A 24,063-nucleotide genomic window follows, 5' to 3' on the forward strand; every position below is an offset into this window, starting at 1 on the left:
GTGCGGAACCGGCTACTCGCTGACCACGCCGGTCGGCGCGGTCTCGATCTTGAAGGCCGCCGCCATCAGCGCACGCGTATAATCGGTTTGCGGGCTGCTGAAAATCTGCTCGGAAGGTCCCGCCTCGACGATCCGGCCATTGCGCATGACGATGACGTCATTGGCAAGGGCGCGGACGACCTTGAGGTCGTGGCTGATGAAGAGATAGGCGAGATTGTGCTTGGCCTGCAGGCTGCGCAAAAGGTCGACCACCTGCGCCTGCACGCTCATGTCGAGTGCCGAGGTCGGCTCGTCGAGCATGACGAAACGCGGGTTGAGCACCATGGCGCGGGCGATGGCGACGCGCTGGCGCTGGCCACCCGAGAATTCGTGCGGATAGCGATGGCGCGTTTCGGGATCGAGGCCGACCTCCTTCAGCACGGCGACCACCTTGTCGTCGCGCTGGTCGGCCGAGAGTTTCGGCTCGTGGATCTTCAGTCCTTCCTCGATGATCTCGGAGACCGACAGGCGCGGGCTGAGCGATCCGAACGGATCCTGGAAGACGATCTGCAATTCGCGCCGCAGCGGCCGCATGGCGCCGAAGGAGAGCTGGTTGATGTCGCGTCCGTTGAAATTGATCGTGCCGGTCGAGGAGATCATCCGGGCGAGCGCCAGGCCCAGCGTCGTCTTGCCCGAACCGGATTCGCCGACGACGCCAAGGGTCTGGCCGGCCCGCACTGTGATGTCGATGCCGTCCACGGCCTTCACATGGTCGACCGTGGTCCGGAAGAAGCCTTTCTTGATCGGGAACCAGACCTTGATGTCCTTGCCGGTCATGACGGATTTGGCGCCCGGGTCGGTCGTGGGCGGCTTGCCCTTCGGCTCGGCCGCGAGCAGATGCTTTGTATAGTCATGCCGCGGATTGGCGAAGATTTCCCTGGTCGGGCCGCTCTCCACGATCTTGCCCTTGGTCATGACGCAAACGCGGTCGGCGATCCTGCGAACGATGCCGAGATCATGCGTGATGAACAGGAGCGACATGCCCTTGCGGGCTTTGAGCTCCGCCAGCAGTTCCAGAATCTGCGCCTGCACTGTGACGTCGAGCGCGGTCGTCGGCTCGTCGGCGATCAAAAGCTCCGGCTCGTTGGCCAAAGCCATGGCGATCATGACGCGCTGGCGCTGGCCGCCGGAGAGCTGGTGCGGATAGGCGTCGAGGCGTTTCTGCGGATCGCGGATGCCGACCTCGGTGAGCAGCTCCAGCGTGCGGGCCCGCGCGGCTTGATCACGCAGGCCCTGATGCAGTTGCAGCACCTCGACGATCTGCTGCTCGATCGTGTGCAGCGGGTTGAGCGAGGTCATCGGCTCCTGGAAGATCATCGTGATCTTGTTGCCGCGCACGCCGCGCAACGCCTTCTCGTCCATGGCGAGCAGGTTGGCCCCGCTGAACAGGATCCTGCCCGACGGATGGCTGGCCGCGGGATAGGGTAGGAGCTTCAGCACCGACAGCGCCGAGACCGATTTGCCCGAGCCGGATTCGCCCACCAGGGCCAGCGTCTCGCCCTTGGCGATGTCGAATGAGATATGGTCGACGGCGATCGACTGCTTGCCGCCTTGCGCGAAGGCGACGCTCAGATCCTGGACCGAAAGCAGGGCTTGGCTCATTTGAACGTCTTGCGCGGATCGAAGGCATCGCGCGTCGCCTCGCCGATGAAGACCAGCAGGGACAGCATCAGCGAGATCACGATGAAGCCGGAGATGCCGAGCCAGGGCGCGTTGAGGTTGCGCTGCGCCTGTTTCAGCAATTCGCCGAGCGAGGCGGAGCCGGGCGGCAGGCCGAAGCCGAGATAGTCGAGCGAGGTCAGCGTCGAGATCGAGCCCGAGAGCAGGAAGGGCAGGAAGGTCAGCGTCGCCACCATCGCGTTCGGCAGCAGGTGGCGGAACATGATGGTGAGGTTGGGCACGCCCAGCGCGCGCGCCGCGTTGACATATTCGAAGTTGCGGGCGCGCAGGAATTCGGCCCGCACCACGCCGACCAGCGCCACCCACGAAAACAGAAGCATCAGGCCGAGCAGGATGAAGAAGCCGGGCGGCAGGATGGCCGAGATGATGAGCAGCAGATAGAGCACCGGGATCGCCGACCAGATCTCGATGAAACGCTGGAAGAGAAGGTCGGTCCAGCCGCCGAAATAGCCTTGCACCGCGCCGGCCGCGACGCCGATCAGCGACGAGCCGAGCGTCAGGATCAGGCCGAACAGAACCGAGATGCGGAAGCCGTAGAGCACGCGCGCCAGCACGTCGCGGGCCTGGTCGTCCGTGCCCAGCCAGTTCCAGTTGCCGACGGTGCAGTTGGCGTCGGCCTCGCCTTGCGGATACTGGCTGCAGCGCGTCTTCTTGTCGTAAAGCCAGGACGGCTTTGCCGGCGCCGGTTCCGGAATGGCGTTGTTGACCGTCTGGTAGGAGTAGCGGACCGGCGGCCAGATCATCCAGCCATTGGAATTGATCTCGTCCTGGATCACCGGATCGCGATAGTCGGTGACGGCGTAGAAACCGCCGAACTTCTCCTCCGGATAGGCGACCAGGACCGGAAACAGGATCTCGCCCTTGTAGGAGGCGACGATCGGCTTGTCGTTGGCGATCAGCTCGGAAAACAGCGACAGCACGAACAGCAACAGGAAGATCCAGAGCGACCAGTAACCGCGCCGGTTGGCCTTGAAGTTCTGCAACCGCCGCTGGTTGAGCGGCGACAGAAATGGCCTGCGGGGCCGCGCCGGCGCGCTTTCGATCGCGGCCTCGGCCATCAGATGTCTCTCCGCTCGAAGTCGATGCGCGGATCGACCCAGGTGTAGATCAGGTCGGACAAAAGGCCGACGAACAGGCCAAGCAGCGAGAAGATGTAAAGCGTGGCGAACACCACCGGATAATCGCGGTCGATCACCGACTTGAAGCCGAGCAGGCCGAGGCCGTCGAGCGAAAAGATGTTCTCGATCAGCAGCGAGCCGGTGAAGAAGGCCGAGATGAAGGCGCCGGGAAAGCCGGCGATGACGATCAGCATGGCGTTGCGGAAGACGTGGCCGTAGAGCACCTTGTGCTCCGACAGCCCCTTGGCGCGCGCCGTCACCACATACTGCTTGCGGATTTCTTCAAGGAACGAGTTCTTGGTGAGCAGGGTGGTCGTCGCGAAAGCGGACAGCACGAGCGCCGTCAGCGGCAGCGTCATGTGCCAGAAATAATCGGCGATCTTGCCCGGCCAGGACAGCTGATCCCAATTGTCCGAAACGATGCCGCGCAGCGGAAACCAGTCCCAGAACGACCCGCCCGCGAACAGCACCATGAGCATGATGCCAAACAGGAAGCCTGGAATGGCATAGCCGACGATGACGACGCCGCTGGTCCACACGTCGAACGTCGAGCCGTCCTTCACCGCCTTGCGGATGCCGAGCGGGATCGAGATCAGGTAGGATAAAAGCGTGATCCACAGGCCGATGGAGATGGAGACGGGCATCTTCTCCAGGATCAGGTTCAGCACCGAAATATCGCGGAAATAGCTGTCGCCGAAATCGAAGCGGATATAGTTCCACAGCATCATGCCGAAGCGCTCGAGCGGCGGCTTGTCAAAGCCGAATTGCTTTTCCAGCTTCTTGATGAATTCGGGATCGAGCCCCTGCGCGCCGCGATATTTCGAGCCGACATCGCCGGCCACGTCGAAATTGCCGCCGCCGGCGTCGCCGCCACCGCTACCGAGGCGGTCGTTGCCGCCCTGGTTGGTCAGCCGGGCAATCACCTGCTCGACCGGCCCGCCCGGCGCGAACTGGATGACCGCGAAGGAGATCGCCATGATGCCGAACAGCGTCGGGATCATCAGAAGAATGCGGCGCAGGATATAGGCACCCATCAGGCGACCGCGCGAACAGTGATGTCAGGCTTTGCCAATCTTTGTCGCCTTGCCCTTGTCGAACCACCACAGCGCCTCGATCGGAAAGCCGAAATCGGGTTTCTGTTCGGGGAAGCCGAACATGTCCCAATAGGCGCTTCGGTGATTCGCCAGATACCAACTTGGAATCCAATCGCGCCGCGCGCGCAAGGCCCGGTCCAACGCACGCATGGCGGTGGTCAGGCTTTCACGATCCTTGGCGGCGCCGACGGCATCGATCAGCGCATCGACTGCCGGGCTTGCAACGCCCGACAGGTTGCGCGAGCCCGATACGGCGGCGCTGCGCGAGTGGAAGAAAATTTCCAGATCGTCGCGGGTCGGCGTGGCGCTGAAATTGAAGGCGGCCGAGAGCAAGTCGAAATCGAATGTCGATTGCCTGAGCTGGTACTGCGCCGAATCCACCAGGCGGATCGAGGCATCGATGCCGATGGCCTTCATGTTGGCGACCCAGGGCGAATAGACCTGCACGAAGGTTTCGTCGTCGACCAGGAATTCGGCGGCCAGTCGCCCGCCCTTGTCATTGACCACGAAGTCGCCGGAGCGTTTCCAGCCGGCCTGAGCGAGCAGCTTCAGCGCCGCGCTCAGTTGCTTGCGGTCCCGTCCGGAGCCGTCCGACGGCGGTTGCGTCACCGCTTCGCCGAAGGTCTCCGCCGGCAGCTGGTCGCGCAGCGGCTCCAGCAGCGCCAGTTCCTGCGGCGTCGGCATGCCCGAGGCGCGGAAGTCGGATTTTTCGAAGCAGGATTGCGAGCGCTCATAGGAGCCATAAAAGAAGTTGCGCCGTGTCCATTCGAAATCGAAGCAGAGCGCGATCGCTTGCCGCACGCGTGGATCCTTGAACTGCTCACGCCGCTGGTTGACCGCGGTGGCCTGCATGGCAGGCGTGGTTTCAGCCGGAAACTCATGCTTGATCACCTTGCCGGCGGTAAAGGCCGGAAAATCGTAGGCCGTCGCCCAGACGCGCGACGTGAACTCTTCGCGGTAGAGGATCTCGCCCTTCTTGAAGGCCTCGAACCCGGCCGTGCGATCCTGGTAGAATTCGATGCGGATGCGCCCGAAATTGTTCAGGCCGCGGTTGACGGGCAGGTCGTTGCCCCAATAGTCGGCCACCCGCTCATATTCGATCCAAGCGCCCGCCGACCAGCGCCCGACCTTGTAGGCGCTTGAGCCGAGCGGCGGATTGAGCTGCGAGGAATCGAACGGGTTGGCCGTAAAGAAGGCCTTCGAAAGGATAGGGAATCCGACGACGTTGAGGATGGTGCGGGCCGATTGCTTGCCGGAGAATTTGAGCTCGACGGTGTGAGCGTCCCTCGCCACGGCATCTTCCAGATGCGTCAGTGACAACGCGTAGTCCGGATGCCCTTTGTCTTTCAGGAGCTTAAAGGTGAAGGCGACGTCTTCGGCGGTGAGCGGCGTGCCGTCATGGAAGCGCGCCTGCGGGCGCAGCGAGAAGGTGAAGGTGTTGCGGTCGTCGGAAATCGTGACACCGTCGGCGATCAGTCCATAGACCGCGTCCGGCTCGTCGAGCGCCCGCACCATCAAGGAATCGAAGCACATTTCCATGCGCTGCGGGGAATCGCCCTTGGGGACGAAGGAATTCAGCGTGTTGAAGGTCTGCGGGCTCTGGTTCGCACCCCAGTTGGGTGGCGAGAAGTTGAAGGTGCCGCCCTTGGGCGCATCGACATTGACATAGTCGAAATGCGTGAAGTCGGGCTTGTATTTGAGATCGCCGAAGGCCGACAGGCCGTGCAGCTTGTCGCCGGTCGGGGTTTCGGCAAAGGCTCGGCCGGGCAGCAACGCGGCGACCATGGCCGCGGCGCCGAGCGCCAGGAAGTCGCGGCGAGGAAGCAAAGTCTGCCGCTCCATCAATTGAGGCCCTTGTACTTGGCAGCCAGCGCCTTTTCCCTCGCAGGATCGATCCACCAGGAATCGATATCGGCGCCCCGGTAGCTGGGCTGCTTATCCGGCATGCCGAATTTGTTCCAGTAGGCGAGCCAAACCACCGCGCGGTAGTATTGCGGCACGGTATAGTAGTTCCACAGCAGCACCCGATCGAGCGCGTGGGTAGTGGCGACGAGATCATCGCGGTCGGTTGCGAAGATGATGCGGTCAACCAGCGCGTCGACGACCGGGTTCTTGATGCCGGCATAGTTGCGCGATCCCGGCGTATCCGCCGCCTTCGAGCTCCAGAAGTCGCGCTGCTCGTTCCCAGGCGATCCGGATTGCTGGAGTATGCTGGTGACGACGTCGTAATCGAAATTGTTGACGCGGTTGATGTACTGCGTCTGGTCGATGATCCGCAGCGTCGCATCGACGCCGATCTTGCGCAGATTGGCTATCCAGGGGCTAGCGATGACCTGGTCGGTGTCGTTCCAGCCGAGGATCTCGAATTTGAAGGGCGCGCCGGTCTTGGCGTTCACCATTTTGCCGCCCTTGATCACCCAGCCAGCTTGGGCGAACAGGTCGACCGCCTGCTTCAGATATTTCCGTTCCGCCTGCGGCGAATCGTAGACCGGCAGCTTGAACTCTTGCGTGAACAACTCGGGCGGGAGCTTGTCGCGGTATTTTTCGAGGATTTCCAGCTCCTTGCCCTGCGGCAGTCCACTCGACGCCAACTCCGTGCCCTGGAAATAGCTATGGGTGCGCGTGTTCGAATTGTAGAACAGCGTGCGGTTCATCGTTTCGAAGTCGAAGGGATAGGTCAGCGCGGCACGCACCAGCCGGTCCTGGAACAGCGGCCGTCGTTGGTTGAGCACGAAAGCCTGCATCGGCTCGGGTGACGTCGTCTTGAATTCCTTCTTGACCACGTCGCCGGCGCTGACCGCCGGGAAGTTGTAGGCCGTCGCCCAGCGCCGCGAGCTGTTTTCCGGCTTGATGTCGTCGAGCCCGCCCTTGGTGAAGGCCTGCCAGGAGGCGTTGTCGTCGAGGATATAGGTGAAGCGTTGGGTATCGAAATTCTCGCGGCCCATCTTCACAGGCAACTTGGCGCCCCAATAATCGGGCACGCGCTGCCAGACGATCTCGGTTCCCGGCTTGAAGCTGGCGATCTTGTAGGCGGCAGAGCCCAGCGGCGGCTCCAGCGTCGGTCTGGTGATGTCGCGCTTCTTGCCGCTGGCATCGGTGCCTTCCCACCAGTGCTTCGGCAGCACGACGAGGTCGCCGATGATCTTGGGCAATTCGCGGTTGCCCTTCTGGTTGAAATGGAACTCAACCTCACGGTTCGAGACCGCGACCGCCTCGGTCACGTTCTCAAAATAGCGGTTGTACATAGGGCTGTTTGTCTTGAGCACCTGGAACGACCAGACCACGTCGTCGACGGTGATAGGCTGGCCGTCATGCCATTTCGCGTGAGGGTTGAGCCGGTAAGTGACCGACGAATAGTCCGACGGGTATTTATAGGCCTCCGCGATCAGCGCGTGGTAAGTGTCGCCCTCGTCGGTAGCCTGCTCCATCAGCGTGTCGTAAAGCAGGCCGCCGCCGAACTGCGCGAAGCCGGAGGCCGGCGATCCTTGCACGATGTAGGGATTGAAGCTGTCGAAGGTGCCGGTAACCACGGAGTTGTAGGTTCCGCCCTTTGGTGCATCCGGATTGACGTAGTCATAGCGCTGGAAATTGTCGCCGTATTTTGAAGGTCCGACCAGCGAGGAGGTTGTGTGCCATTCATCGGCGAAGCCGGCCTGGAGGCTGGCGGCGAAAGCGAAAGCGAGCGCCGATGCGAAAAGCGTGCGGAAGCGGCCAACCTTCATGCGTTCTCCTCGTCGCGAGCCCCGGAGCGCTCATCGTTTCACGAAAAACGACGGCCGCTCTATGCTTTGTCTCAAAGCAATTCCGGACGGAACCGGGTCCCGCTTTCCTGGAATTGCTCTGTCCACCCGCAATCTAGATCATTTGACGCGGGTGGAAACCGCAAGTGCCGCCTTTGTCGCGGTCCATGCAGCTTTCCTAACAGAAAAGCCGGGACGAACCCGGCTTTTCCAAGGAAGTCTCTATGACAAATTGTTCATTGAGCGGGCGCTGCGGGCTTGGCCGGAGCGGTTCCCTCGGCCGGCTTGGCCGGCGCGGCGCCTTCGGCGGGCTTCGCGGGTGCGGCACCTTCCGCCGGCTTGGCTTCCGCCGAAGCACCCGGCTGCGGCAGCGGCTTCGGATTGTCCGACAGCGTGCGCAGATAGGCGATCACATTGGCGCGGTCTTCATCCTTCGGCAGGCCGGCGAAGCCCATCGCCGTGCCCTTCACGAACTTCTTCGGTGACGTGATGAAGTGGTTGAGATTGTCGTACGTCCAGTGCTCCTGGCCGCCCTTGGAGAAATCCTTCATGCCGGCCGAATAGGCGAAGCCTTCATGCTCGGCGACGGGGCGGTCGACGATGTCCCAGAGATCCGGACCGACCTTGTTCGGACCGCCTTTCTCGCCGGAATGGCAGGCCTGGCATTTCTTGAAGATCGCGGCGCCCGCCTCGGCATTGGCGGTGGCGAGCAGGTCGGCGATCGGCTTGGCTTCCGCCGCGGGAGCAGCCGGACCGCCTTCGGTCGGTTCCTGAGCTTCGATGGCGAAGCCGGGCTTTTCGGGCGTCGGCGAGGCGAACAGCCCGTCCGAGACGAGGCCTATGGAAAAGACGATGAAGCAGGTTCCAAGAAATCCGCCGAGCAGCTTGTTGACTTCGTTGGAATCCATACGCCCCTTGCTCCCTTTTCCGGCGGACCGTCCCGTCCACTCCGTCCGTCGGTATCGCGAACTGCCCTGAAAGGCCAGTCAAACCGCGCGGAAACTAGGTCTTTTGCTCTGGCGTTGCAACACCTATAAGGGCGCTTCCAGTGAGACCTTTTGCCACTTTTCCATCCGCTTTTTTCGGCTGCCCTGAAATCCGATGTCGACCTTGATCCTGATCCCCGCCCGCATGGCCTCGACGCGCCTGCCGGGCAAGCCGCTAGCCGATATTGCGGGCGTGCCGATGATCGTCCACGTCGCCCGGCGCGGGGCCGAGGCCGGGCTTGGCCGCGTGGTGGTGGCGACCGACACGGAAGCCGTCGCGCAGGCCGTGCGGGCGCATGGTTTCGAGGCGGTCATGACCCGCGCGGATCACGAATCGGGCTCCGACCGCATCTTCGAGGCGCTAGCGGCCCTCGACCCCGAAAAGCAGGTGGAAACGATCGTCAACGTCCAAGGCGACCTGCCGACCATCGACCCCGAGATCATCGGCGCGTCGCTGCGGCCGTTTGAGGATAAATCGGTCGATATCGCCACGCTCGGCGTCGAGATCGTGCGCGACGAGGAAAAGACCAACCAGAACGTGGTCAAGATCGTCGGCTCGCCGCTGTCGGCGACACGGTTGCGAGCCCTCTACTTCACCCGCGCCACCGCGCCCTGGGGCGAGGGGCCGCTCTACCATCATATCGGCCTCTATGCCTATCGCCGCGCCGCGCTGGAACGCTTCGTCGCGCTTAAGCCGTCGCCGCTGGAGCGTCGCGAGCGGCTGGAGCAGCTGCGCGCGCTGGAAGCCGGCATGCGCATCGACGCCGAGATCGTCCATTCCGTGCCGCTCGGCGTCGATACGCCGCATGATCTCGAGCGGGCAAGACAGATCCTTTCAAATTGAGATATCGGCATGGCTGACAAGACCAACAGAATTTCCTTCCAGGGCGAGCCCGGCGCCAATTCCGACACGGCCTGCCGCAACATGTTCCCGTCAATGGAGCCGTTGCCGTGCCCGACCTTCGAGGATGCCTTCAACGCGGTCGAGACCGGCAAGGCCGAGCTCGCCATGATCCCGATCGAGAACACCATCGCCGGGCGCGTCGCCGACATCCACCACCTCTTGCCTGAATCGAAGCTGCACATCGTCGGCGAATACTTCCTGCCGATCCACTTCCAGCTCATGGTGCTGCCGGGCGTGAAGCGCGAAGAGATCAAGACCGTCCACAGCCATATCCACGCGCTCGGCCAGTGCCGCAAATATATCCGCAAGAACGGCTGGAAGCCGGTGATCGCCGGCGACACGGCGGGTTCGGCCAAGATGGTGTCGGAGGTGAAGGACCGCACCATGGCCTCGCTGGCGCCGGCTCTAGCGGCCGAGCTCTATGGGCTCGACATCATTGAGAAGAATGTCGAGGACACCGATTCCAACGTCACCCGCTTCGTCGTGCTGACCAAGAACAAGCAATGGGTGGAGCGCCCCGCGCCGGACGCCAAGATGATGACGACCTTCATCTTCCGTGTCCGCAACGTGCCGGCCGCGCTCTATAAGGCGATGGGCGGCTTCGCCACCAACGGCATCAACATGACCAAGTTGGAGAGCTATCAGCTCGGCGCCTTCACAGCGACGCTGTTCTACGCCGACATCGAGGGCCACCCCGACGACCCGCTGGTCAAGCTGGCGCTCGACGAGCTGCGCTTCTTCTCGCGCGAGATGCGCATCCTCGGCGTCTATCCGGCCAGCGCCTCGCGCGAGCAGTGGAAGGTAGCGGATTAGGGCCAGCTTCGAGGCTGGCCGAGACGCCGCTGCTTCGTCATCCACGGGCGGAGCAAGGAGCGAAGCGACGCGCGCAGACCCGAGGATCCATGCCGTTACGCCGAAGCGCCGCCCACGGTCCAGAATTCTGCTCCGCTGCATCCTTCGGCCGAGGTCACGACATGGATTCCAGGATCTCGCTCCGCTATGCCCTAGAATGGCGATGTCACGGGCGTTCCGGCTATTCTCGGACGCCGCCGCTCAACCCATTATCAGCCAAATCCCAACGGCACGTAGTCGATCTCCATGAACTTCTCGACCTCGGGCACCCAGCGGTCGCGCACGAACGCGACATGGTCGGGATGCTCGTTGTAGCGCGTGTAGGCCGCCTGGTCGGCGAATTCCATCGAGAAGCCGAACTGGTAGTCGTTCTTCGGGCTCACCTGCCGCAACTGCTCGAAATGCGAGACGCCCTTGATCCCGGTCAGGATCTTCTTCGCATCGTGCAGGAAGCGCTTTGTCTCCAGCGATTGCGGCGGATACTTCAGCGTGAACACGACGGTATGGCGGATCATGTCTCGTCTCCTATTCGCTGTCGACCCAGGCGCGGATGAGGTGATGGGCGATTGCCCCTTTCGGCGGTGTAATCAGGCCGTCGGCATGCTGCCTGTCCAGCATGGTGCGCACCTCGTCGCGGAAGAACCAGCGGCAATCCTCAAGCTCGTTGAGGTCGGCCTGGATATCCTCGTTGAGCGGCTCGCCGAAGCAGCCGATCATCAGCGAATAAGGGAACGGCCAAGGTTGGCTGGCATGGTAGACGACGCGGCCGAGCCGGATGCCGGCCTCTTCGAGGGTCTCGCGCCGTACCGCCGCCTCGATTGTCTCGCCCGGCTCGATGAAGCCGGCAAGTGCCGAATACATGCCGGGCGCGAAATGCTTGCCTCGCCCCAGGATGCATTTTTCGCGCGTCGCCGTCAGCATGATTGCCACCGGGTCGGTGCGCGGGAAATGGTCGGTGCCGCAGGCAGGGCAATGGCGCCGGTAGCCGCCGGCGCGCATCTCCGAGCGGTTGCCGCATTTCGAGCAGAAGGCATGGCTTACGTGCCAGGCCAGCAGCGCCGCGCCTTGCGCCAGCGCGCCGGCCGCCGCCTCGTCGACCAGCCCTTGCATATAGACGGAACGATAGTCGATTGCCTTGATCGTCTCGGGCAGCTTTTCCGGCTCGATGCCGGCGGGCACGGCCAGCACCGGCCCGCTTTCAGAGAAGCCGAGCAGCACGCCGCGATCGAGTGCGGCTTCGAAAGCTCCACTCTCATCCGTCCTGAACCAGGGGTCGAACGTGCCATCCTCGAGCTTGAGATAGAGCCGGCCGGCATGCATCAGCATCAGCCGAGCGGCTTGGTCGGCCAGCGCTTTTTCGACCGCATCATCGGCGCGGTTCTCGGACTGCCGATCAATCCGGTTGCCGGCGAAACCGACGAATTGGCTGGGCTCGCGCAAGGGCGCGTCGAACAGGCGAAAGCTCATGGAGACTCGGGTGGGCTCGATGTACGGAATGGACACTGGTCAGCTTATAGCGCCGCCTTGATCGTTTCGGCAAACCGCCTGATATCGGAGCGCTGGTAGGGCTCGCGTATGCCATAGCCCCAGACCGGTCCCGGCCAGCCGGGATCGCCCTCCGAGCGGGCGACGACGTGGACATGCAACTGACGCACGATATTGCCTAAGGCGCCGGTGTTGATCTTGGTGCATCCGGTCACCCGCTTCAGCGCCTGCGCCACCATATTGGTCTCGAAGGTCAGCATTGCCTGGTCGAGCGGCGTCAGGTCGTGAATTTCCTCCACGCCCGGCCGCTGCGGCACCAGAACCAGCCATGGCCAGCGGCGGTCGTTCATCAGCCTGAGCTCGCAAAGGCCAAGCCACATAAGCTGCTCGCTGTCCGCCTCCAGCCGGGCGTCCAGCGTGAATCCGGCCTCGAGGCCCGGCAGCATGAGCGTTTCCTTCGCTTTTGTTGTAAGCATTTTCCAAACCAGGAACGCTAGAGCGGCGGCAGGGTGGCTGCAAGGGATTCATTGACCCCCATTATCGATTTGAAGGACTTTCGGCCTTCGATGCGGTTGCGGGTTCCGGCTCGGCCCTTGCATTTCGCTGCCGAATTGCCGATATGGAGCGCGGGAGGTTGGTGGTGGACGATCCACTCGCCAACCGGGTCAGGTCCGGAAGGAAGCAGCCCTAACGAGCCCGGAACGGGTCATTGTTCCAGCCTCCCACCTCTTCGCCTTTCTCCCGCGACATTGACGGCGCCAAGCCGTGCGGGTGAGACTATGCGCAGGAATCGGCCGCCTTCCGTCGCGGTCCTGGGAGCTTTTGACGGCGAATGAGCGAAGCCGGAAATTTGGGGCCACAAAGCCTGGAGACTGGCAAGGCCGCCGCTTATCGCGTCCTGGCGCGCAAATATCGCCCTTCGAATTTCTCCGAGCTGATCGGCCAGGAGCCGATGGTTCGCACGCTGACCAACGCCTTTGCCACCGGCCGCATCGCCCAGGCCTGGATGCTGACCGGCGTGCGCGGTGTCGGCAAGACGACGACCGCGCGCATCTTGGCGCGGGCCCTGAACTACAAAACCGCGACCGTCGACCAGCCCTCCGTCGACCTTTCGATCCTCGGCGAGCATTGCCAGGCGATCATGGAAGGCCGCCATGTCGACGTCATCGAGATGGACGCCGCCTCCCATACCGGCATCGACGACATCAGGGACATCATCGACCGGGTGCGCTACGCACCGGTCTCGGCGCGCTACAAGGTCTACATCATCGACGAAGTGCACATGCTCTCCACCCAGGCCTTCAACGGCCTGCTGAAGACGCTGGAAGAGCCGCCGCCGCACGTCAAATTCATCTTCGCCACCACCGAGATACGCAAGGTTCCGATAACGGTCCTGTCGCGTTGCCAGCGCTTCGATCTCCGTCGCATCGATGCCGGCGCGCTTGTCGGGCATCTGTCCTCGATCGCGGCCAAGGAAGGCATTGCCGTCGACGACGAGGCCCTGGCGATGATCGCGCGGGCCGCCGAAGGCTCGGCGCGCGATTCGCTGTCCATCCTCGACCAGGCGATCGCCCATGGCAGCGGCACGGTCAGCGCCGAGGCGGTGCGAGCCATGCTCGGCCTTGCCGACCGCGCCCGCATCATCGACCTGTTCGAGCATGTCATGAAGGGCGATGTCGCAGCGGCCTTGGCCGAATTCCGCGCGCAATACGACACCGGCGCCGATCCGGCCGCCGTGCTTACCGATCTTGCCGAGTTCAACCACCTCGTCACCCGCCTGCGCTTCGTGCCGGCGGCAGCCGACGATGCTTCGCTTTCCGAGGATGAGCGCCGGCGCGGCGCCGAATTCGCCGGCACGCTTTCGGTGCGCGTGTTGTCGCGGACCTGGCAGATGCTGCTCAAGGGTATTCCTGAGGTGCAGTCTTCCAACCGCCCGGTCAGCGCCGGCGAAATGGTGTTGATCCGCCTGGCGCATGCCGCCGACCTGCCGACGCTGGACGAGGCGTTGAAATCGCTGGAAGGTGCGGCCCCGCAGTCGAATGTGGCGCCGCGCGCCAACGGAGCACCCGCGGGGTCCGGCAATGGCGGCGGCACAAGCGCCGTGGCGCAGGCGCGGATGCCGGCTTCACCCGGCGGCGCGCAGACGATGCGCCTGGTCGAGGCGCAGCCCGTGCCGGAGACCTTCGTTCCTGCGCCGGAGCCGGTCGCCGAGGCGCCTGTCGTTCCGGTGAAGTCGCTGGCCGACATCGTTGCGTTGGCCGACGCCAATCGCGACATGGCCTTCAAGGTGCTGCTGAAACGCTGCGTGCGGCCGGTTCGCATCGAGCCCGGCCGGCTCGACGTCACCTTGACTAACGACGCGCCGAAGATGCTGCTCAACGACCTCACCGCCAAGCTGCGCGCCTGGACCGGGCGCAACTGGCTGGTGTCGCTGTCGAAGGAAGAAGGCGGCCAGACATTGGCCGAGATGGAGACGACGAAGCGCGAGAACGCCTTCTCCGACGCCAAGAGCGATCCCACCGTCGCGGCCATTCTCGCCCGTTTCCCTGGCGCCAAGATCATCGATGTGCGCATCCCGGACGTGCCGGAAGTGGATGAAGCCGAGGCCGACCTGCCGGTCGAGCCGGCGGCCGATGACGACGAGACCTGAAACATTTTTAGAGGACCAACCGATGAAAGATCTTCTCGGCCTGATGGGCAAGGCGAAGGAAATGCAGGCCAAGTTCCAGGCCATGCAGGACGAGATCGCCACGCTTGAAGCCACCGGCCAGGCCGGCGGCGGTCTGGTCAGCATCACGCTTACCGGCAAGTTCGAAATGAAGACGCTGAAGATCGATCCGTCTCTGATCAAGGCGGACGAAGCAGAAATCCTGGAGGATCTCATCCTGGCCGCCCACAATGACGCCAAAAATAAGGTCGAGCAGGTGATGCAGGAGAAGACCAAGGCGTTGACGGCAGGCTTGCCGATCCCGCCCGGAATGAAATTGCCGTTCTAAGGCGGGGTCCGCCAGTTAATTGATTATGAATGGAAATTGAGTCCTGGCTGCAATATTAACTGTTTTGCCGGCAATGCTCACGGGCACATTTCGCGGCATTCATAAAGTTTTACCCAAGTCCAGAAGTTGCTAACCCTCTAGCCATCTTTTTGCCCGAAAGAGTCTCATTCTTGCCACATCTCGGGCGGGCTGGCATCTGGACATGAGGCTTTTTTGGTGATCGCGACGCGATGGAAGACGCCGCTGCTGCTTATCGGCATCGTCACTTCCCCCTTGCTCCTGGCCGGTTGCAGCCAGACCACTTCCTCCCATGGCATGTCGGTGTCGGGTCTGACCGATGCCCTTACGCCGAGCTTCCTCACGCGTTCCTCCGGCCACTCGCTGAAGGACAAGGAATGCTTGCAAAGGGCAATGTTCTTCGAGTCCAACAGGTCGAGCCGCGACGGCATGATCGCGGTGGGCACGGTAGTCATGAACCGTCTTCGCTCGGGCCAGCACGGCAACACCATCTGTCAGGTTGTCGCCGAGCCGGGCCAGTTTGCTCCGGGCGTCATGACTCGGCCGATGAACTCGAAGGCTCTGCCGGATGTCGAGGAGGCGGCCGATGCGGTGCTGAGGGGCGAACGCAAGGCCAAGCTCAAGAACACGATGTATTTCCACACCGCCGGCCTGCGCTTCCCCTACAAGAACATGCATTACACCATGGTTGCCGGCGGCAACGCCTTCTATGAGAAGCGCGGCCGCAACTGGCAGCCGCTGCCGGACGAGCCGATGGTCGCCATGAACGGGGGCGACCAGCAGAAGTCTGGCCGGCAGCAGCCCGCGACCGCCGCTCCGGTGCTCGTGGCTTCCGCCGAGCCGATCGTCAGGACGATCGTCCGTCCGGACCCGGCGAAGCAGGCCGCCTTGGCTGCCGCCGCGCGGACCGAAGACGCTTCCGCCGAACAGACCTATGTGACGGCTTCCGTTGCACCTTCTGCCAAGTCCGGCCGTCTGGCGCAGAAGCCGACGGTCGTGGCGATGCAGGAGCCGATGGCCGAGCCGGACGCCTCGCGTTTCGGCGGCACGCTCAAGGGCCGCTACGTCTCTTCGGTGCCCAGCGCGCCGCAGGAAGCGTCGATGGGCTTCCAGTCGACGCCTGAGAATACCGACGCCATCGGCGCGATGATCGCCAGCCAGGATCGGCCGCTCGAAGCCAACTGAGCCCGATTTCATCCAATACAGGGCCCGCCATGGCAGCATGGCGGGCCCTGTGCCCTTGCTGGCTGTTCCAAACCGCTCCGAAAAATCCTGGATCAGTCCACCGTTTCAATAAGCGGCGAACTGATCCATCTTTTCGCTTGCTCGCAATTCCGGACGGAAAACCGCTTCGCACTTTTCCTGGAATTGCTCTAGATCAGAGCGATGTCGAAGAGAATCGCCGGTCCGGAAATCGAACGCCTGATCCAACTCTTGGCCAAGGTGCCGGGGCTCGGGCCGCGCTCGGCCAGGCGCGCAGCGCTTCATCTCATCAAGAAGAAGGAACAGCTGCTCGAGCCTTTGGCTGCCGCCATGAGCGAAGCGGTCGACAAGGTGCGCATCTGCTCGACCTGCGGCAATGTCGATACCGCCGATCCTTGCATGATCTGCACCGACCCACGCCGCGACGCCGGCACGCTGATCGTCGTCGAAGACGTCTCGGACCTTTGGGCGCTGGAGCGCGCGGCGGCGATGAACGTGCGCTACCATGTGCTCGGCGGCACGCTGTCGCCGCTCGACGGTATCGGTCCGGACCAGCTCAACATCCGCTCGCTGGTCGACCGCGTTGCCGGCGGCGAGGTGAAGGAAGTCATCCTCGCCGTCAATGCCACGGTCGAGGGGCAGACGACGGCGCATTATTTGACCGATCAGTTATCGGGCTTCGATGTGAAGGTGACGCGGCTCGCGCATGGCGTGCCGGTCGGCGGCGAGCTCGACTACCTGGACGAAGGTACGCTGGCCGCGGCGCTGCGATCGAGGACGGCGTTTTGAAGTTGGCGGGGCTTTGGAAATGACAGCATTCCTTCGCGCCCCCCTCTGTCCTGCCGGACATCTCCCCCACGAGGGGGGAGATCAGGCTTCACGCCGGCTTTCGCCAATCTCCAACGTCGCAGGATTGAGCAAGGCGCCGAAGCTGCCAATCTCCCCGCTTGTGGGGGAGATGTCCGGCAGGACAGAGGGGGGCGCGACAGAACGCCAGCCTTCCAGATTGGTCGTCCTTTCCTTTCTGGCGGCGTTGATCGCTCTCTTCATTACCGCCCCCACCCATGCCGCCCCCATCGACGACCAGTTCCAGGCCTGGCTGCAGACCGACCTCTGGCCCGAAGCCAACTCCAAAGGCATCTCGAAGAAGACCTTCGATGCCGCCTTCCTCGGCGTGAAGCCGAACCTGAAGCTGCCCGATCTCGTCCTGCCCGGCGAGCAGCGGACGACGCCTGAGAAGCAGCATCAAGCCGAATTCGGCCCGCCGGCCAACTACTTCGCCGAGAAGGTCGTTCGGGCCGTCACCTCGGGCGGAAAGACGCGCGAGAGCGCCAATGCCCGGACGCTCGGGCTGATCGAGAAGCGCTATGGCGTTCCGGGCGAGATCGTGCTGGCGATCTGGGGCCGCGAAACCGGCTTCGGTGCCGCCAAGATGCCTTACGATGCCTTCGAGGTGCTGGGCACCAAGGCGTTCATGTCGACCAAGAAAGACTTCTTCCGCACCGAGGTGCTGGCGGCGCTCGAAATCGTCGAGCGCGGGCTGGCGCCGGTCAATGCGATGAAGTCGTCCTGGGCCGGCGCGCTCGGCCAGCCGCAATTCATGCCGACCTCGTTCTTGAAGCACGCCGTCGATTTCGACGGCGACGGCCGGCCCGACATCTGGAATTCGACGTCCGACGTGCTCGCCTCGATCGCCAACTACCTCGTCCATTATGGCTGGGTGAGGGGGCGCGGCTGGGGGGCCGAGGTGACGGTGCCGGCAAATGTGTCGTGCTCGCTCGAAGGACCCGACCGGGGCAAGAGGATCTCCGATTGGGTGGCGATGGGCATCAGGCGCGTCGACGGCAAGGCGTTTGCGGCGAGCGAATTGAAGGCCGAAGGCCTGCTGCTGATGCCGGCCGGGCGCAGCGGCCCGGCCTTCGTCGTCACGCCGAACTTCTATGTGCTGAAGCAATACAACAACAGCGATCTCTACGGCCTGTTCATCGGCCATGCCGCCGATCGCATCGCGAAGGGCGACGCCACCTTTGTCGGCGGCTGGGGCGCGGTCGGCGATCTCCACCGCTCCGATATCGCCGCCCTGCAGCGGGCGCTTGAAGCCAAGGGTTACGATGTCGGCAGCGCCGACGGCCTGCCCGGCTTCAAGACCCGCCGCTCCATCGGCATCTGGCAGGCAAAGAACGGCAAGCCCGCCACCTGCTTTCCCGATGCGGGCTTGGTCGCGCAGCTGAAATAGTAGCGGGACGAGCTCTCCAGCATGTTTCTTTGACCGGTCGGTTGACGGCTCGCGTGCATTGAAGATTGGCTTGAACACCTCTCGCGATCGTCATCCTAGGGTCTCCGCGACGGAGCTGCGCTCCTGCTTCGCCCTAGGATGACGATGTCGGGAACGCTTCAATTAGTCGGCGCATGGGTCGACTCATGCGGCTCGTCTGGTCCCCCGATATATCGCCCCGCAAAATGTCCGTTGCCGGTTCGAGAACCGCTGAATAGGGTGTTGACCAACTGGACAAAAAACACGACGGTAAGCGGTCAAAGCCGCAGCCGGCCTTGCAAAGAACAATACAGCCCTGAGCCGGGAACTCAGGTCAACAAAACAGGGAACGATCACCATGATGCTGGAAAAGTTTGCTCTCCGCTCGCGCGCCTTGCTTGCGGGCGCCGCGCTGTCCGCGCTGCTCGTCGCGCCCGCTTTCGCGGTCACGCCCGCCGATACGCTGGTCGAGGGCTTTGCCATCGACGACATCATCTCGATGGATCCGGGCGAAGCGTTTGAGTTGTCGACGGCCGAGGTCACCGGCAACACCTATGATCTCCTGGTCCGCCTCGATCTCAGCGACACCTCCAAGGTCAAGTCCGATCTCGCCGAGAGCTGGACCGTTTCCGATGATGGCCTGACTTATACGTTCAAGCTGAAGCCCGGCATGAAATTCGCCTCCGGCAATCCGATCACCGCCGCCGACGTCGCCTATTCCTTCGAACGCGCCGTCAAGCTCGACAAGAGCCCGGCCTTCATCATCAACCAGTTCGGCATTACCGGCGACAACGTCACCGAAAAGGCCAAGGCCGTCGACGACACCACCTTCCAGTTCGTCGTCGACAAGGCCTATGCGCCAAGCTTCGTGCTCAATTGCCTGTCGGCCACCGTCGCGTCGGTCGTGGATGCCAAGCTGGTCAAGGAACATGTCGCAGCCGCGACACCGAGCGCCGACTACAAATGGGACAACGACTTCGGCAATGCCTGGCTGAAGACCGGCTATGCCGGCTCCGGTCAGTTCAAGCTGCGCGAATGGCGGGCCAACGAGGCCGTCGTCCTGGAGCGCAACGACAACTATAACGGCGAGAAGGCCAAGCTCGCCCGCGTCATCTACCGCAACATGAAGGAAAGCTCGGCGCAGCGTCTGGCGCTGGAGGCCGGCGATATCGACGTCGCCCGCAACCTCGAGCCGAACGACCTCGACGCCATCGCCAAGAACGCCGATCTCACCACCACCAGCGCGCCGAAGGGCACGGTCTATTACATCAGCCTCAACCAGAAGAACCCGAACCTCGCCAAGCCCGAGGTGCGCCAGGCCTTCAAATATCTGGTCGACTACGACGCGCTCAGCACCACCATCCTCAAGGGCATCGGCGAAATCCACCAGTCCTTCCTGCCGAAGGGCGATCTCGGCGCCATCGACGATAACCCGTTCAAGCTCGACGTCGCCAAAGCCAAGGAATTGCTTGCCAAGGCCGGCCTGCCGGACGGTTTCAGCGTCACCATGGACGTCCGCACTGGACAGCCGACCACCGGCATGGCGGAATCGATCCAGCAGACGCTTGGCCAGGCCGGCATCAAGCTGGAGATCATTCCGGGAGACGGTAAGCAGACGCTGACCAAATACCGCGCCCGCAACCACGACATCTACATTGGCAACTGGGGCCAGGACTATTTCGACCCGAACTCCAACGCCCAGACCTTCGCCTCGAATCCCGACAATTCGGATGCCGGCAAGTCCCACACGCTCGCCTGGCGCAATTCGTGGGACATTCCGGACCTGACCAAGGAAACGGAAGCAGCGCTTCTGGAGAAGGACGCCGCCAAGCGCGCCGACATGTACAAGGATCTGCAGAAGAAGATCCTCGACACCAGCCCCTTCGTCATCATCCACCAGCAGCTGGAAGTGGCCGGCCTGCGCAAGAACCTCAAGGGCTTCGCGCTCGGCCCGAGCTTCGACACCAACTTCGTCGGTGCGGTCTCCAAGCAATAGTGTCTTCGGGCGCGCCGCGTGAGCGTAGCTGAAAACCAGGCGGCGGCGGGGCGCGGCAGCGCCCGCGCCATCGCCGTCCTGTCGTCGCTCGGCCGCTTCCTGGTCATAGCGGTGACGACCTATCTCGGCCTGCTCGCGGTGACTTTCTTCATCGGCCGCGTCATCCCGATCGATCCGGTTCTGGCTGTGCTCGGCGACCGCGCTCCTATCGCCGTCGTCGAGCGCACGCGCCGCGAGATGGGCCTCGACCTGCCCTGGATCGAGCAGTTCTACCTCTATGTCAAAAGTGCGCTGAGCGGCGACTTCGGCACGTCGGTGCTGACCACCAATCCGGTGATGACCGATATCCGCCGCGTTTTCCCGGCGACCATCGAGCTGGCGACGCTGGGCACGATCATCGGCGCCGTCATCGGCGTGCCGCTCGGCGTGCTGGCCGCCGTCAAGCGCGGCAGCCTCATCGACCAGATCGCGCGCATCGTCGGCCTCATCGGCTATTCCGTGCCGATCTTCTGGCTGGGGCTGCTCGGGCTGGTGCTGTTCTACGCCAAGCTGCAGTGGATCGCCTTTCCGGCGCGGCTCGATGTCGTCTACGAATACACGTTCACGCCGATCACCGGCTTCTACCTGCTCGATGCCGCGATCCAGGGGCAGTGGGACGTCTTCTACGACGCCTGGCGCCATATCGTCCTGCCGGCAGCGCTGCTCGGCTACCTGTCGCTCGCCTATATCAGCCGCATGACGCGTTCCTTCATGCTGAACGAGCTGGCGCAGGAGTATATCGTCGCGGCCCGTGCGAAAGGCCTGTCGGAGACGCGCATCATCTGGGGCCACGCGCTGCGCAACGCCGCCGTGCCGATGGTGACGGTGATCGCGCTTTCCTACGCCAACCTGCTCGAGGGCTCGGTGCTGACCGAGACCGTCTTCTCCTGGCCGGGCATCGGCCTCTACATCACCAACTCGCTGCAGAACGCCGACATGAACGCCGTGCTCGGCGGCACCATCGCCATCGGCTCGGTCTTCATCGCCATCAACCTTTTCTCCGATCTGCTCTACCGGCTTCTCGATCCAAGGACGAAGACCGGATGAGCGTGGCAACCATCCAATCCCGTCGCGAATGGTTGCTGAGCGACCGGCCGGCCTCGCGCCTGCAGGCGAGGCTCGGCCGCTCCTATGTCGCCTGGCGTCGCTTTTCCGCCAACCGTTTGGCGTTGATCGGCCTGCTGATCATCATCGCGCTGCTGGTGGTCGCCGCCCTTGCCGATGTGCTGGCGCCCTATTCGCCGACCATCGGCGATCTGAAAAACGCCCGACTGCTGGCGCCAAGCGCCGCGCACTGGTTCGGCACCGACGACCTCGGCCGCGACATCTATTCACGCATCGTGTATGGCTCGCGCTGGACGCTTTATGTGGTGATCCTCGTCGCCATCATCGCCGCTCCTATCGGCCTTCTGGTCGGCACGATCGCCGGTTACGCCGGCGGCTGGACCGACACGATCCTGATGCGCATCACCGACATCTTCCTCGCCTTTCCGAAGCTGGTTCTGGCGCTGGCTTTCGTTGCCGCGCTCGGCCCCGGCATCGAGAACGCCGTGCTGGCGATCGCCATCACCTCATGGCCGCCTTACGCACGCATCGCGCGCGCCGAGACGCTGACGGTGCGCAATTCCGACTACATCAAGGCGGTGCAGCTGATGGGCGCCTCGCCCTTCCGCATCGTGCTGCGCCACATCATGCCGCTCTGCATCTCATCGCTGATCATCCGCGTCACGCTCGACATGGCCGGCATCATCCTGACCGCCGCCGGCCTGGGTTTCCTCGGTCTCGGCGCGCAACCGCCATTGCCCGAATGGGGCGCGATGATTGCGTCCGGACGCCGCTTCATCCTCGACCAGTGGTGGGTGGCCGCAGCCCCTGGCGCCGCCATCCTCATCGTCAGCCTCGGCTTCAACCTGCTCGGCGACGGCCTGCGCGATGCGCTCGATCCCCGGAGTGGCGACCAATGAGCGGCGACCAATGAGCGACACGCTTCTTGAGGTCGATGATCTGCGCGTCACCTTCCCGACCCGCACCGGCCTTGTGCAGGCCGTGCGCGGCGTCTCCTTCTCGCTCGGCCGCGAGCGGTTGGGCATCGTCGGCGAAAGCGGCTCCGGCAAGTCGCAGACCGGCCGCGCCATCATGGGGCTGACCCCGCCGCAGGCTGAGGTTTCGGCGAAAAAGCTCGCGTTCGACGGCATGGACCTGCTTTCCATATCGCCGCGTGGGCGCCGGGCGCTGCGGGGAAACCGCATCGCCATGATCCTGCAGGATCCGAAGTATTCGCTCGATCCGGTCATGACCATCGGCCGCCAGATCGTCGAGACGCTGCGCACGCATGAGAAGGTCGGCAAGACCGAAGCGCGCGAACGGGCGCTGGCGATGCTGCAGGCGGTGCAGATCCGCGACCCGGCCCGCGTCTTCGACCTTTACCCGCATGAGGTCTCGGGCGGCATGGGGCAGCGCGCCATGATCGCCATGATGCTGGTCACCGGACCCGAGCTGATGATCGCCGACGAACCGACCTCGGCGCTCGACGTCACCGTGCAGCTCGACGTGCTCAATATCCTCGACAAGCTCGTCGCCGAGCGCGGCATGGGGCTGATCTTCATCTCGCACGATCTGCGCCTGGTCTCCTCCTTCTGCGATCGCGTCGTCGTCATGTATGCCGGCAAAGTGGTCGAGCAGATCAAGGCTTCGGAGCTGCGCGACGCTCAGCACCCTTACACGCGCGGCCTGCTCAACTGCATGCCCAGGATCGGCTTCGAGCGCCACCCGCTGCCGGTTCTCGACCGCAAGCCGGAGTGGGCGGCATGACGGCTTGCATCGCTGTCGAAGGGCTGGAAGTGGTCTTCGACCGGTTTCGCGCGCTGAAGGGCGTCAGCCTCGAAGTCAGGGAAGGCGAATCCTACGGGCTGGTCGGCGAAAGCGGTTCCGGCAAGTCGACGCTGCTGAGAGCAATCACCGGTCTCGCGCCGGTCTCCTCGGGCACCATTACCGTCAACGGCAAGACGCTCGGCAAAACCCGCGACAAGGCGTTTTATCGCGAGGTGCAGATGGTCTTTCAGGATCCTTACGGCTCGCTGCATCCGCGCCAGACCGTCGACCGCCTGCTGCAGGAGCCCCTCGCGATCCATGGCATTGCCGACGGCGAGAAGCGTATCGAGCGCGCGCTGGACGAGGTAGGGCTTGGCAAGGGCTTCCGCTTCCGTTACGCGCACCAGCTCTCCGGCGGCCAGCGCCAGCGCGTGGCGATCGCTCGTGCGTTGATCCTCGAACCTTCGATCCTGCTGCTTGACGAGCCGACTTCGGCACTCGACGCCTCGGTGCAGGCGGAAGTGCTGAACCTGCTCGAAGAGGTGCGGCGCCGCCGCAAGCTCACCTTCCTGATGGTCAGCCACGATCTCGCCATTATCACCCATATGTGCGAGCGGCTGATGGTGATGCAGAACGGCGAGGCCGTGGAGACGCTGACCGCGAGCCAGCTGATCGGCCATCGCGTCAGCGAGGATTATACGCGCAATCTGTTGAGGGCCAGCGAAGGGTTCGTGAGGGTTTAGCTCGCAATTGCCAAGCCGCGTTCCTGCCCAGGTGTACCGGGAGGACTTTATCTGGGACAGGCCCAATTGACTGGACCACGTGCCGACTTGAGCAAAACGTGAAAT

At 63.4% G+C, this 24,063-nt stretch carries 22 protein-coding genes and 1 other RNA gene; 13 read left to right on the forward strand and 10 right to left on the reverse strand.

Features of this window, described 5'->3' with window-relative positions; genetic code table 11:
• Nucleotides 1-12: 12 nt before the first annotated feature.
• From FJ419_RS03515 to FJ419_RS03540, 6 genes are all read right to left on the reverse strand, one after another.
• The gene (locus tag FJ419_RS03515; RefSeq protein ID WP_140687570.1) at nucleotides 13-1,641 is read right to left on the reverse strand and encodes an ABC transporter ATP-binding protein; all 1,629 of its coding nucleotides are present in this window, start codon (nucleotides 1,639-1,641) and stop codon (nucleotides 13-15) included.
• A complete protein-coding gene (locus FJ419_RS03520) occupies nucleotides 1,638-2,777 on the reverse strand; it encodes an ABC transporter permease (RefSeq protein ID WP_140629331.1) in 1,140 nt (379 codons plus the stop codon). Before FJ419_RS03520 ends, FJ419_RS03515 begins: the two co-directional genes overlap by 4 nt.
• The gene (locus FJ419_RS03525; protein ID WP_140545611.1) at nucleotides 2,777-3,871 is read right to left on the reverse strand and encodes a microcin C ABC transporter permease YejB; all 1,095 of its coding nucleotides are present in this window, start codon (nucleotides 3,869-3,871) and stop codon (nucleotides 2,777-2,779) included. Before FJ419_RS03525 ends, FJ419_RS03520 begins: the two co-directional genes overlap by 1 nt.
• 24 nt (nucleotides 3,872-3,895) lie before the next feature.
• Entirely contained in the window at nucleotides 3,896-5,773 is a 1,878-nt protein-coding gene (locus tag FJ419_RS03530) for an extracellular solute-binding protein (protein WP_140687572.1), read from the reverse strand.
• A complete protein-coding gene (locus FJ419_RS03535) occupies nucleotides 5,773-7,653 on the reverse strand; it encodes an extracellular solute-binding protein (RefSeq protein WP_140687574.1) in 1,881 nt (626 codons plus the stop codon). Before FJ419_RS03535 ends, FJ419_RS03530 begins: the two co-directional genes overlap by 1 nt.
• A gap of 254 nt (nucleotides 7,654-7,907) precedes the next feature.
• Entirely contained in the window at nucleotides 7,908-8,579 is a 672-nt protein-coding gene (locus FJ419_RS03540; RefSeq protein WP_140687576.1) for a cytochrome c family protein, read from the reverse strand.
• A 193-nt stretch (nucleotides 8,580-8,772) separates the two neighbouring features.
• Here FJ419_RS03540 and FJ419_RS03545 point away from each other — a divergent pair, with 193 nt between their 5' ends.
• A complete protein-coding gene (locus FJ419_RS03545) occupies nucleotides 8,773-9,501 on the forward strand; it encodes a 3-deoxy-manno-octulosonate cytidylyltransferase (protein ID WP_140687578.1) in 729 nt (242 codons plus the stop codon).
• A gap of 9 nt (nucleotides 9,502-9,510) precedes the next feature.
• The gene (locus tag FJ419_RS03550; protein ID WP_140687582.1) at nucleotides 9,511-10,374 is read left to right on the forward strand and encodes a prephenate dehydratase; all 864 of its coding nucleotides are present in this window, start codon (nucleotides 9,511-9,513) and stop codon (nucleotides 10,372-10,374) included.
• A gap of 251 nt (nucleotides 10,375-10,625) precedes the next feature.
• Here the strand turns inward: FJ419_RS03550 and FJ419_RS03555 are convergent, their stop codons facing one another.
• The 3 genes from FJ419_RS03555 to FJ419_RS03565 are packed head-to-tail and all read right to left on the reverse strand — an operon-like array spanning nucleotide 10,626 to nucleotide 12,344.
• Nucleotides 10,626-10,928, reverse strand: coding sequence for a Dabb family protein (locus FJ419_RS03555; RefSeq protein ID WP_140687587.1), 303 nt, complete (start codon nucleotides 10,926-10,928; stop codon nucleotides 10,626-10,628).
• 10 nt (nucleotides 10,929-10,938) lie between these two features.
• Entirely contained in the window at nucleotides 10,939-11,880 is a 942-nt protein-coding gene (gene nudC, locus FJ419_RS03560; protein ID WP_140687589.1) for an NAD(+) diphosphatase, read from the reverse strand.
• A 44-nt stretch (nucleotides 11,881-11,924) separates the two neighbouring features.
• Nucleotides 11,925-12,344, reverse strand: coding sequence for an HIT family protein (locus FJ419_RS03565; RefSeq protein ID WP_140629353.1), 420 nt, complete (start codon nucleotides 12,342-12,344; stop codon nucleotides 11,925-11,927).
• 183 nt (nucleotides 12,345-12,527) lie between these two features.
• Here FJ419_RS03565 and ffs point away from each other — a divergent pair.
• From ffs to recR, 5 genes are all read left to right on the forward strand, one after another.
• Nucleotides 12,528-12,624: signal recognition particle sRNA small type (gene ffs, locus FJ419_RS03570), an RNA gene on the forward strand.
• 106 nt (nucleotides 12,625-12,730) lie between these two features.
• A complete protein-coding gene (locus FJ419_RS03575; RefSeq protein WP_140687594.1) occupies nucleotides 12,731-14,548 on the forward strand; it encodes a DNA polymerase III subunit gamma/tau in 1,818 nt (605 codons plus the stop codon).
• A gap of 22 nt (nucleotides 14,549-14,570) precedes the next feature.
• Nucleotides 14,571-14,894 carry a YbaB/EbfC family nucleoid-associated protein gene (locus tag FJ419_RS03580; RefSeq protein WP_140687599.1) on the forward strand — a complete coding sequence of 108 codons (324 nt, stop codon included), beginning with the start codon at nucleotides 14,571-14,573 and terminating at the stop codon, nucleotides 14,892-14,894.
• Nucleotides 14,895-15,110: 216 nt separating this feature from the next.
• A complete protein-coding gene (locus tag FJ419_RS03585; RefSeq protein ID WP_140687601.1) occupies nucleotides 15,111-16,097 on the forward strand; it encodes a cell wall hydrolase in 987 nt (328 codons plus the stop codon).
• Nucleotides 16,098-16,298: 201 nt separating this feature from the next.
• Nucleotides 16,299-16,904 carry a recombination mediator RecR gene (gene recR / locus FJ419_RS03590; RefSeq protein WP_140687603.1) on the forward strand — a complete coding sequence of 202 codons (606 nt, stop codon included), beginning with the start codon at nucleotides 16,299-16,301 and terminating at the stop codon, nucleotides 16,902-16,904.
• An 81-nt stretch (nucleotides 16,905-16,985) separates the two neighbouring features.
• Here recR and FJ419_RS31085 read toward each other — a convergent pair whose 3' ends face one another.
• Nucleotides 16,986-17,165, reverse strand: a complete 180-nt coding sequence (locus tag FJ419_RS31085) for a hypothetical protein (protein WP_246673235.1) — start codon at nucleotides 17,163-17,165, stop codon at nucleotides 16,986-16,988.
• Here FJ419_RS31085 and FJ419_RS03595 point away from each other — a divergent pair.
• The 6 genes from FJ419_RS03595 to FJ419_RS03620 all read left to right on the forward strand — a co-directional run bounded on the left by FJ419_RS03595 (nucleotide 17,149) and on the right by FJ419_RS03620 (nucleotide 23,958).
• Nucleotides 17,149-18,351, forward strand: coding sequence for a lytic murein transglycosylase (locus FJ419_RS03595; RefSeq protein WP_246679114.1), 1,203 nt, complete (start codon nucleotides 17,149-17,151; stop codon nucleotides 18,349-18,351). The two genes, FJ419_RS31085 and FJ419_RS03595, sit on opposite strands and share 17 nt — an antisense overlap.
• A gap of 376 nt (nucleotides 18,352-18,727) precedes the next feature.
• A complete protein-coding gene (locus FJ419_RS03600) occupies nucleotides 18,728-20,365 on the forward strand; it encodes an ABC transporter substrate-binding protein (protein WP_140687605.1) in 1,638 nt (545 codons plus the stop codon).
• Nucleotides 20,366-20,383: 18 nt separating this feature from the next.
• Complete coding sequence (locus FJ419_RS03605) at nucleotides 20,384-21,451, forward strand: ABC transporter permease (RefSeq protein WP_140687610.1); 1,068 nt, start codon at nucleotides 20,384-20,386, stop codon at nucleotides 21,449-21,451.
• Complete coding sequence (gene nikC / locus FJ419_RS03610) at nucleotides 21,448-22,368, forward strand: nickel transporter permease (protein WP_140687615.1); 921 nt, start codon at nucleotides 21,448-21,450, stop codon at nucleotides 22,366-22,368. Before FJ419_RS03605 ends, nikC begins: the two co-directional genes overlap by 4 nt.
• Before the next feature lie 10 nt (nucleotides 22,369-22,378).
• Entirely contained in the window at nucleotides 22,379-23,215 is an 837-nt protein-coding gene (locus FJ419_RS03615; protein ID WP_140687617.1) for an ABC transporter ATP-binding protein, read from the forward strand.
• Nucleotides 23,212-23,958 (forward strand): ABC transporter ATP-binding protein, encoded by a 747-nt coding sequence (locus FJ419_RS03620; protein ID WP_140687619.1) that lies wholly within the window; start codon nucleotides 23,212-23,214, stop codon nucleotides 23,956-23,958. The genes FJ419_RS03615 and FJ419_RS03620 overlap by 4 nt, the downstream gene beginning before the upstream one ends.
• Nucleotides 23,959-24,063: the final 105 nt, after the last annotated feature.

Origin of the sequence: Mesorhizobium sp. B2-6-2 (assembly GCF_006440615.1) — a bacterium.
Taxonomy (GTDB): domain Bacteria; phylum Pseudomonadota; class Alphaproteobacteria; order Rhizobiales; family Rhizobiaceae; genus Mesorhizobium.

Bases quoted from the DNA above. Each gene is read 5' to 3' on its own strand.
- FJ419_RS03515 (WP_140687570.1), bottom strand. From the start codon at position 1,641: ATGAGCCAAGCCCTGCTTTCGGTCCAGGATCTGAGCGTCGCCTTCGCG.
- FJ419_RS03520 (WP_140629331.1), bottom strand. From the start codon at position 2,777: ATGGCCGAGGCCGCGATCGAAAGCGCGCCGGCGCGGCCCCGCAGGCCA.
- FJ419_RS03525 (WP_140545611.1), bottom strand. From the start codon at position 3,871: ATGGGTGCCTATATCCTGCGCCGCATTCTTCTGATGATCCCGACGCTG.
- FJ419_RS03530 (WP_140687572.1), bottom strand. From the start codon at position 5,773: ATGGAGCGGCAGACTTTGCTTCCTCGCCGCGACTTCCTGGCGCTCGGC.
- FJ419_RS03535 (WP_140687574.1), bottom strand. From the start codon at position 7,653: ATGAAGGTTGGCCGCTTCCGCACGCTTTTCGCATCGGCGCTCGCTTTC.
- FJ419_RS03540 (WP_140687576.1), bottom strand. From the start codon at position 8,579: ATGGATTCCAACGAAGTCAACAAGCTGCTCGGCGGATTTCTTGGAACC.
- FJ419_RS03545 (WP_140687578.1), top strand. From the start codon at position 8,773: ATGTCGACCTTGATCCTGATCCCCGCCCGCATGGCCTCGACGCGCCTG.
- FJ419_RS03550 (WP_140687582.1), top strand. From the start codon at position 9,511: ATGGCTGACAAGACCAACAGAATTTCCTTCCAGGGCGAGCCCGGCGCC.
- FJ419_RS03555 (WP_140687587.1), bottom strand. From the start codon at position 10,928: ATGATCCGCCATACCGTCGTGTTCACGCTGAAGTATCCGCCGCAATCG.
- nudC (WP_140687589.1), bottom strand. From the start codon at position 11,880: ATGAGCTTTCGCCTGTTCGACGCGCCCTTGCGCGAGCCCAGCCAATTC.
- FJ419_RS03565 (WP_140629353.1), bottom strand. From the start codon at position 12,344: ATGCTGCCGGGCCTCGAGGCCGGATTCACGCTGGACGCCCGGCTGGAG.
- FJ419_RS03575 (WP_140687594.1), top strand. From the start codon at position 12,731: ATGAGCGAAGCCGGAAATTTGGGGCCACAAAGCCTGGAGACTGGCAAG.
- FJ419_RS03580 (WP_140687599.1), top strand. From the start codon at position 14,571: ATGAAAGATCTTCTCGGCCTGATGGGCAAGGCGAAGGAAATGCAGGCC.
- recR (WP_140687603.1), top strand. From the start codon at position 16,299: ATGTCGAAGAGAATCGCCGGTCCGGAAATCGAACGCCTGATCCAACTC.
- FJ419_RS31085 (WP_246673235.1), bottom strand. From the start codon at position 17,165: ATGAAGAGAGCGATCAACGCCGCCAGAAAGGAAAGGACGACCAATCTG.
- FJ419_RS03600 (WP_140687605.1), top strand. From the start codon at position 18,728: ATGATGCTGGAAAAGTTTGCTCTCCGCTCGCGCGCCTTGCTTGCGGGC.
- nikC (WP_140687615.1), top strand. From the start codon at position 21,448: ATGAGCGTGGCAACCATCCAATCCCGTCGCGAATGGTTGCTGAGCGAC.
- FJ419_RS03615 (WP_140687617.1), top strand. From the start codon at position 22,379: ATGAGCGACACGCTTCTTGAGGTCGATGATCTGCGCGTCACCTTCCCG.
- FJ419_RS03620 (WP_140687619.1), top strand. From the start codon at position 23,212: ATGACGGCTTGCATCGCTGTCGAAGGGCTGGAAGTGGTCTTCGACCGG.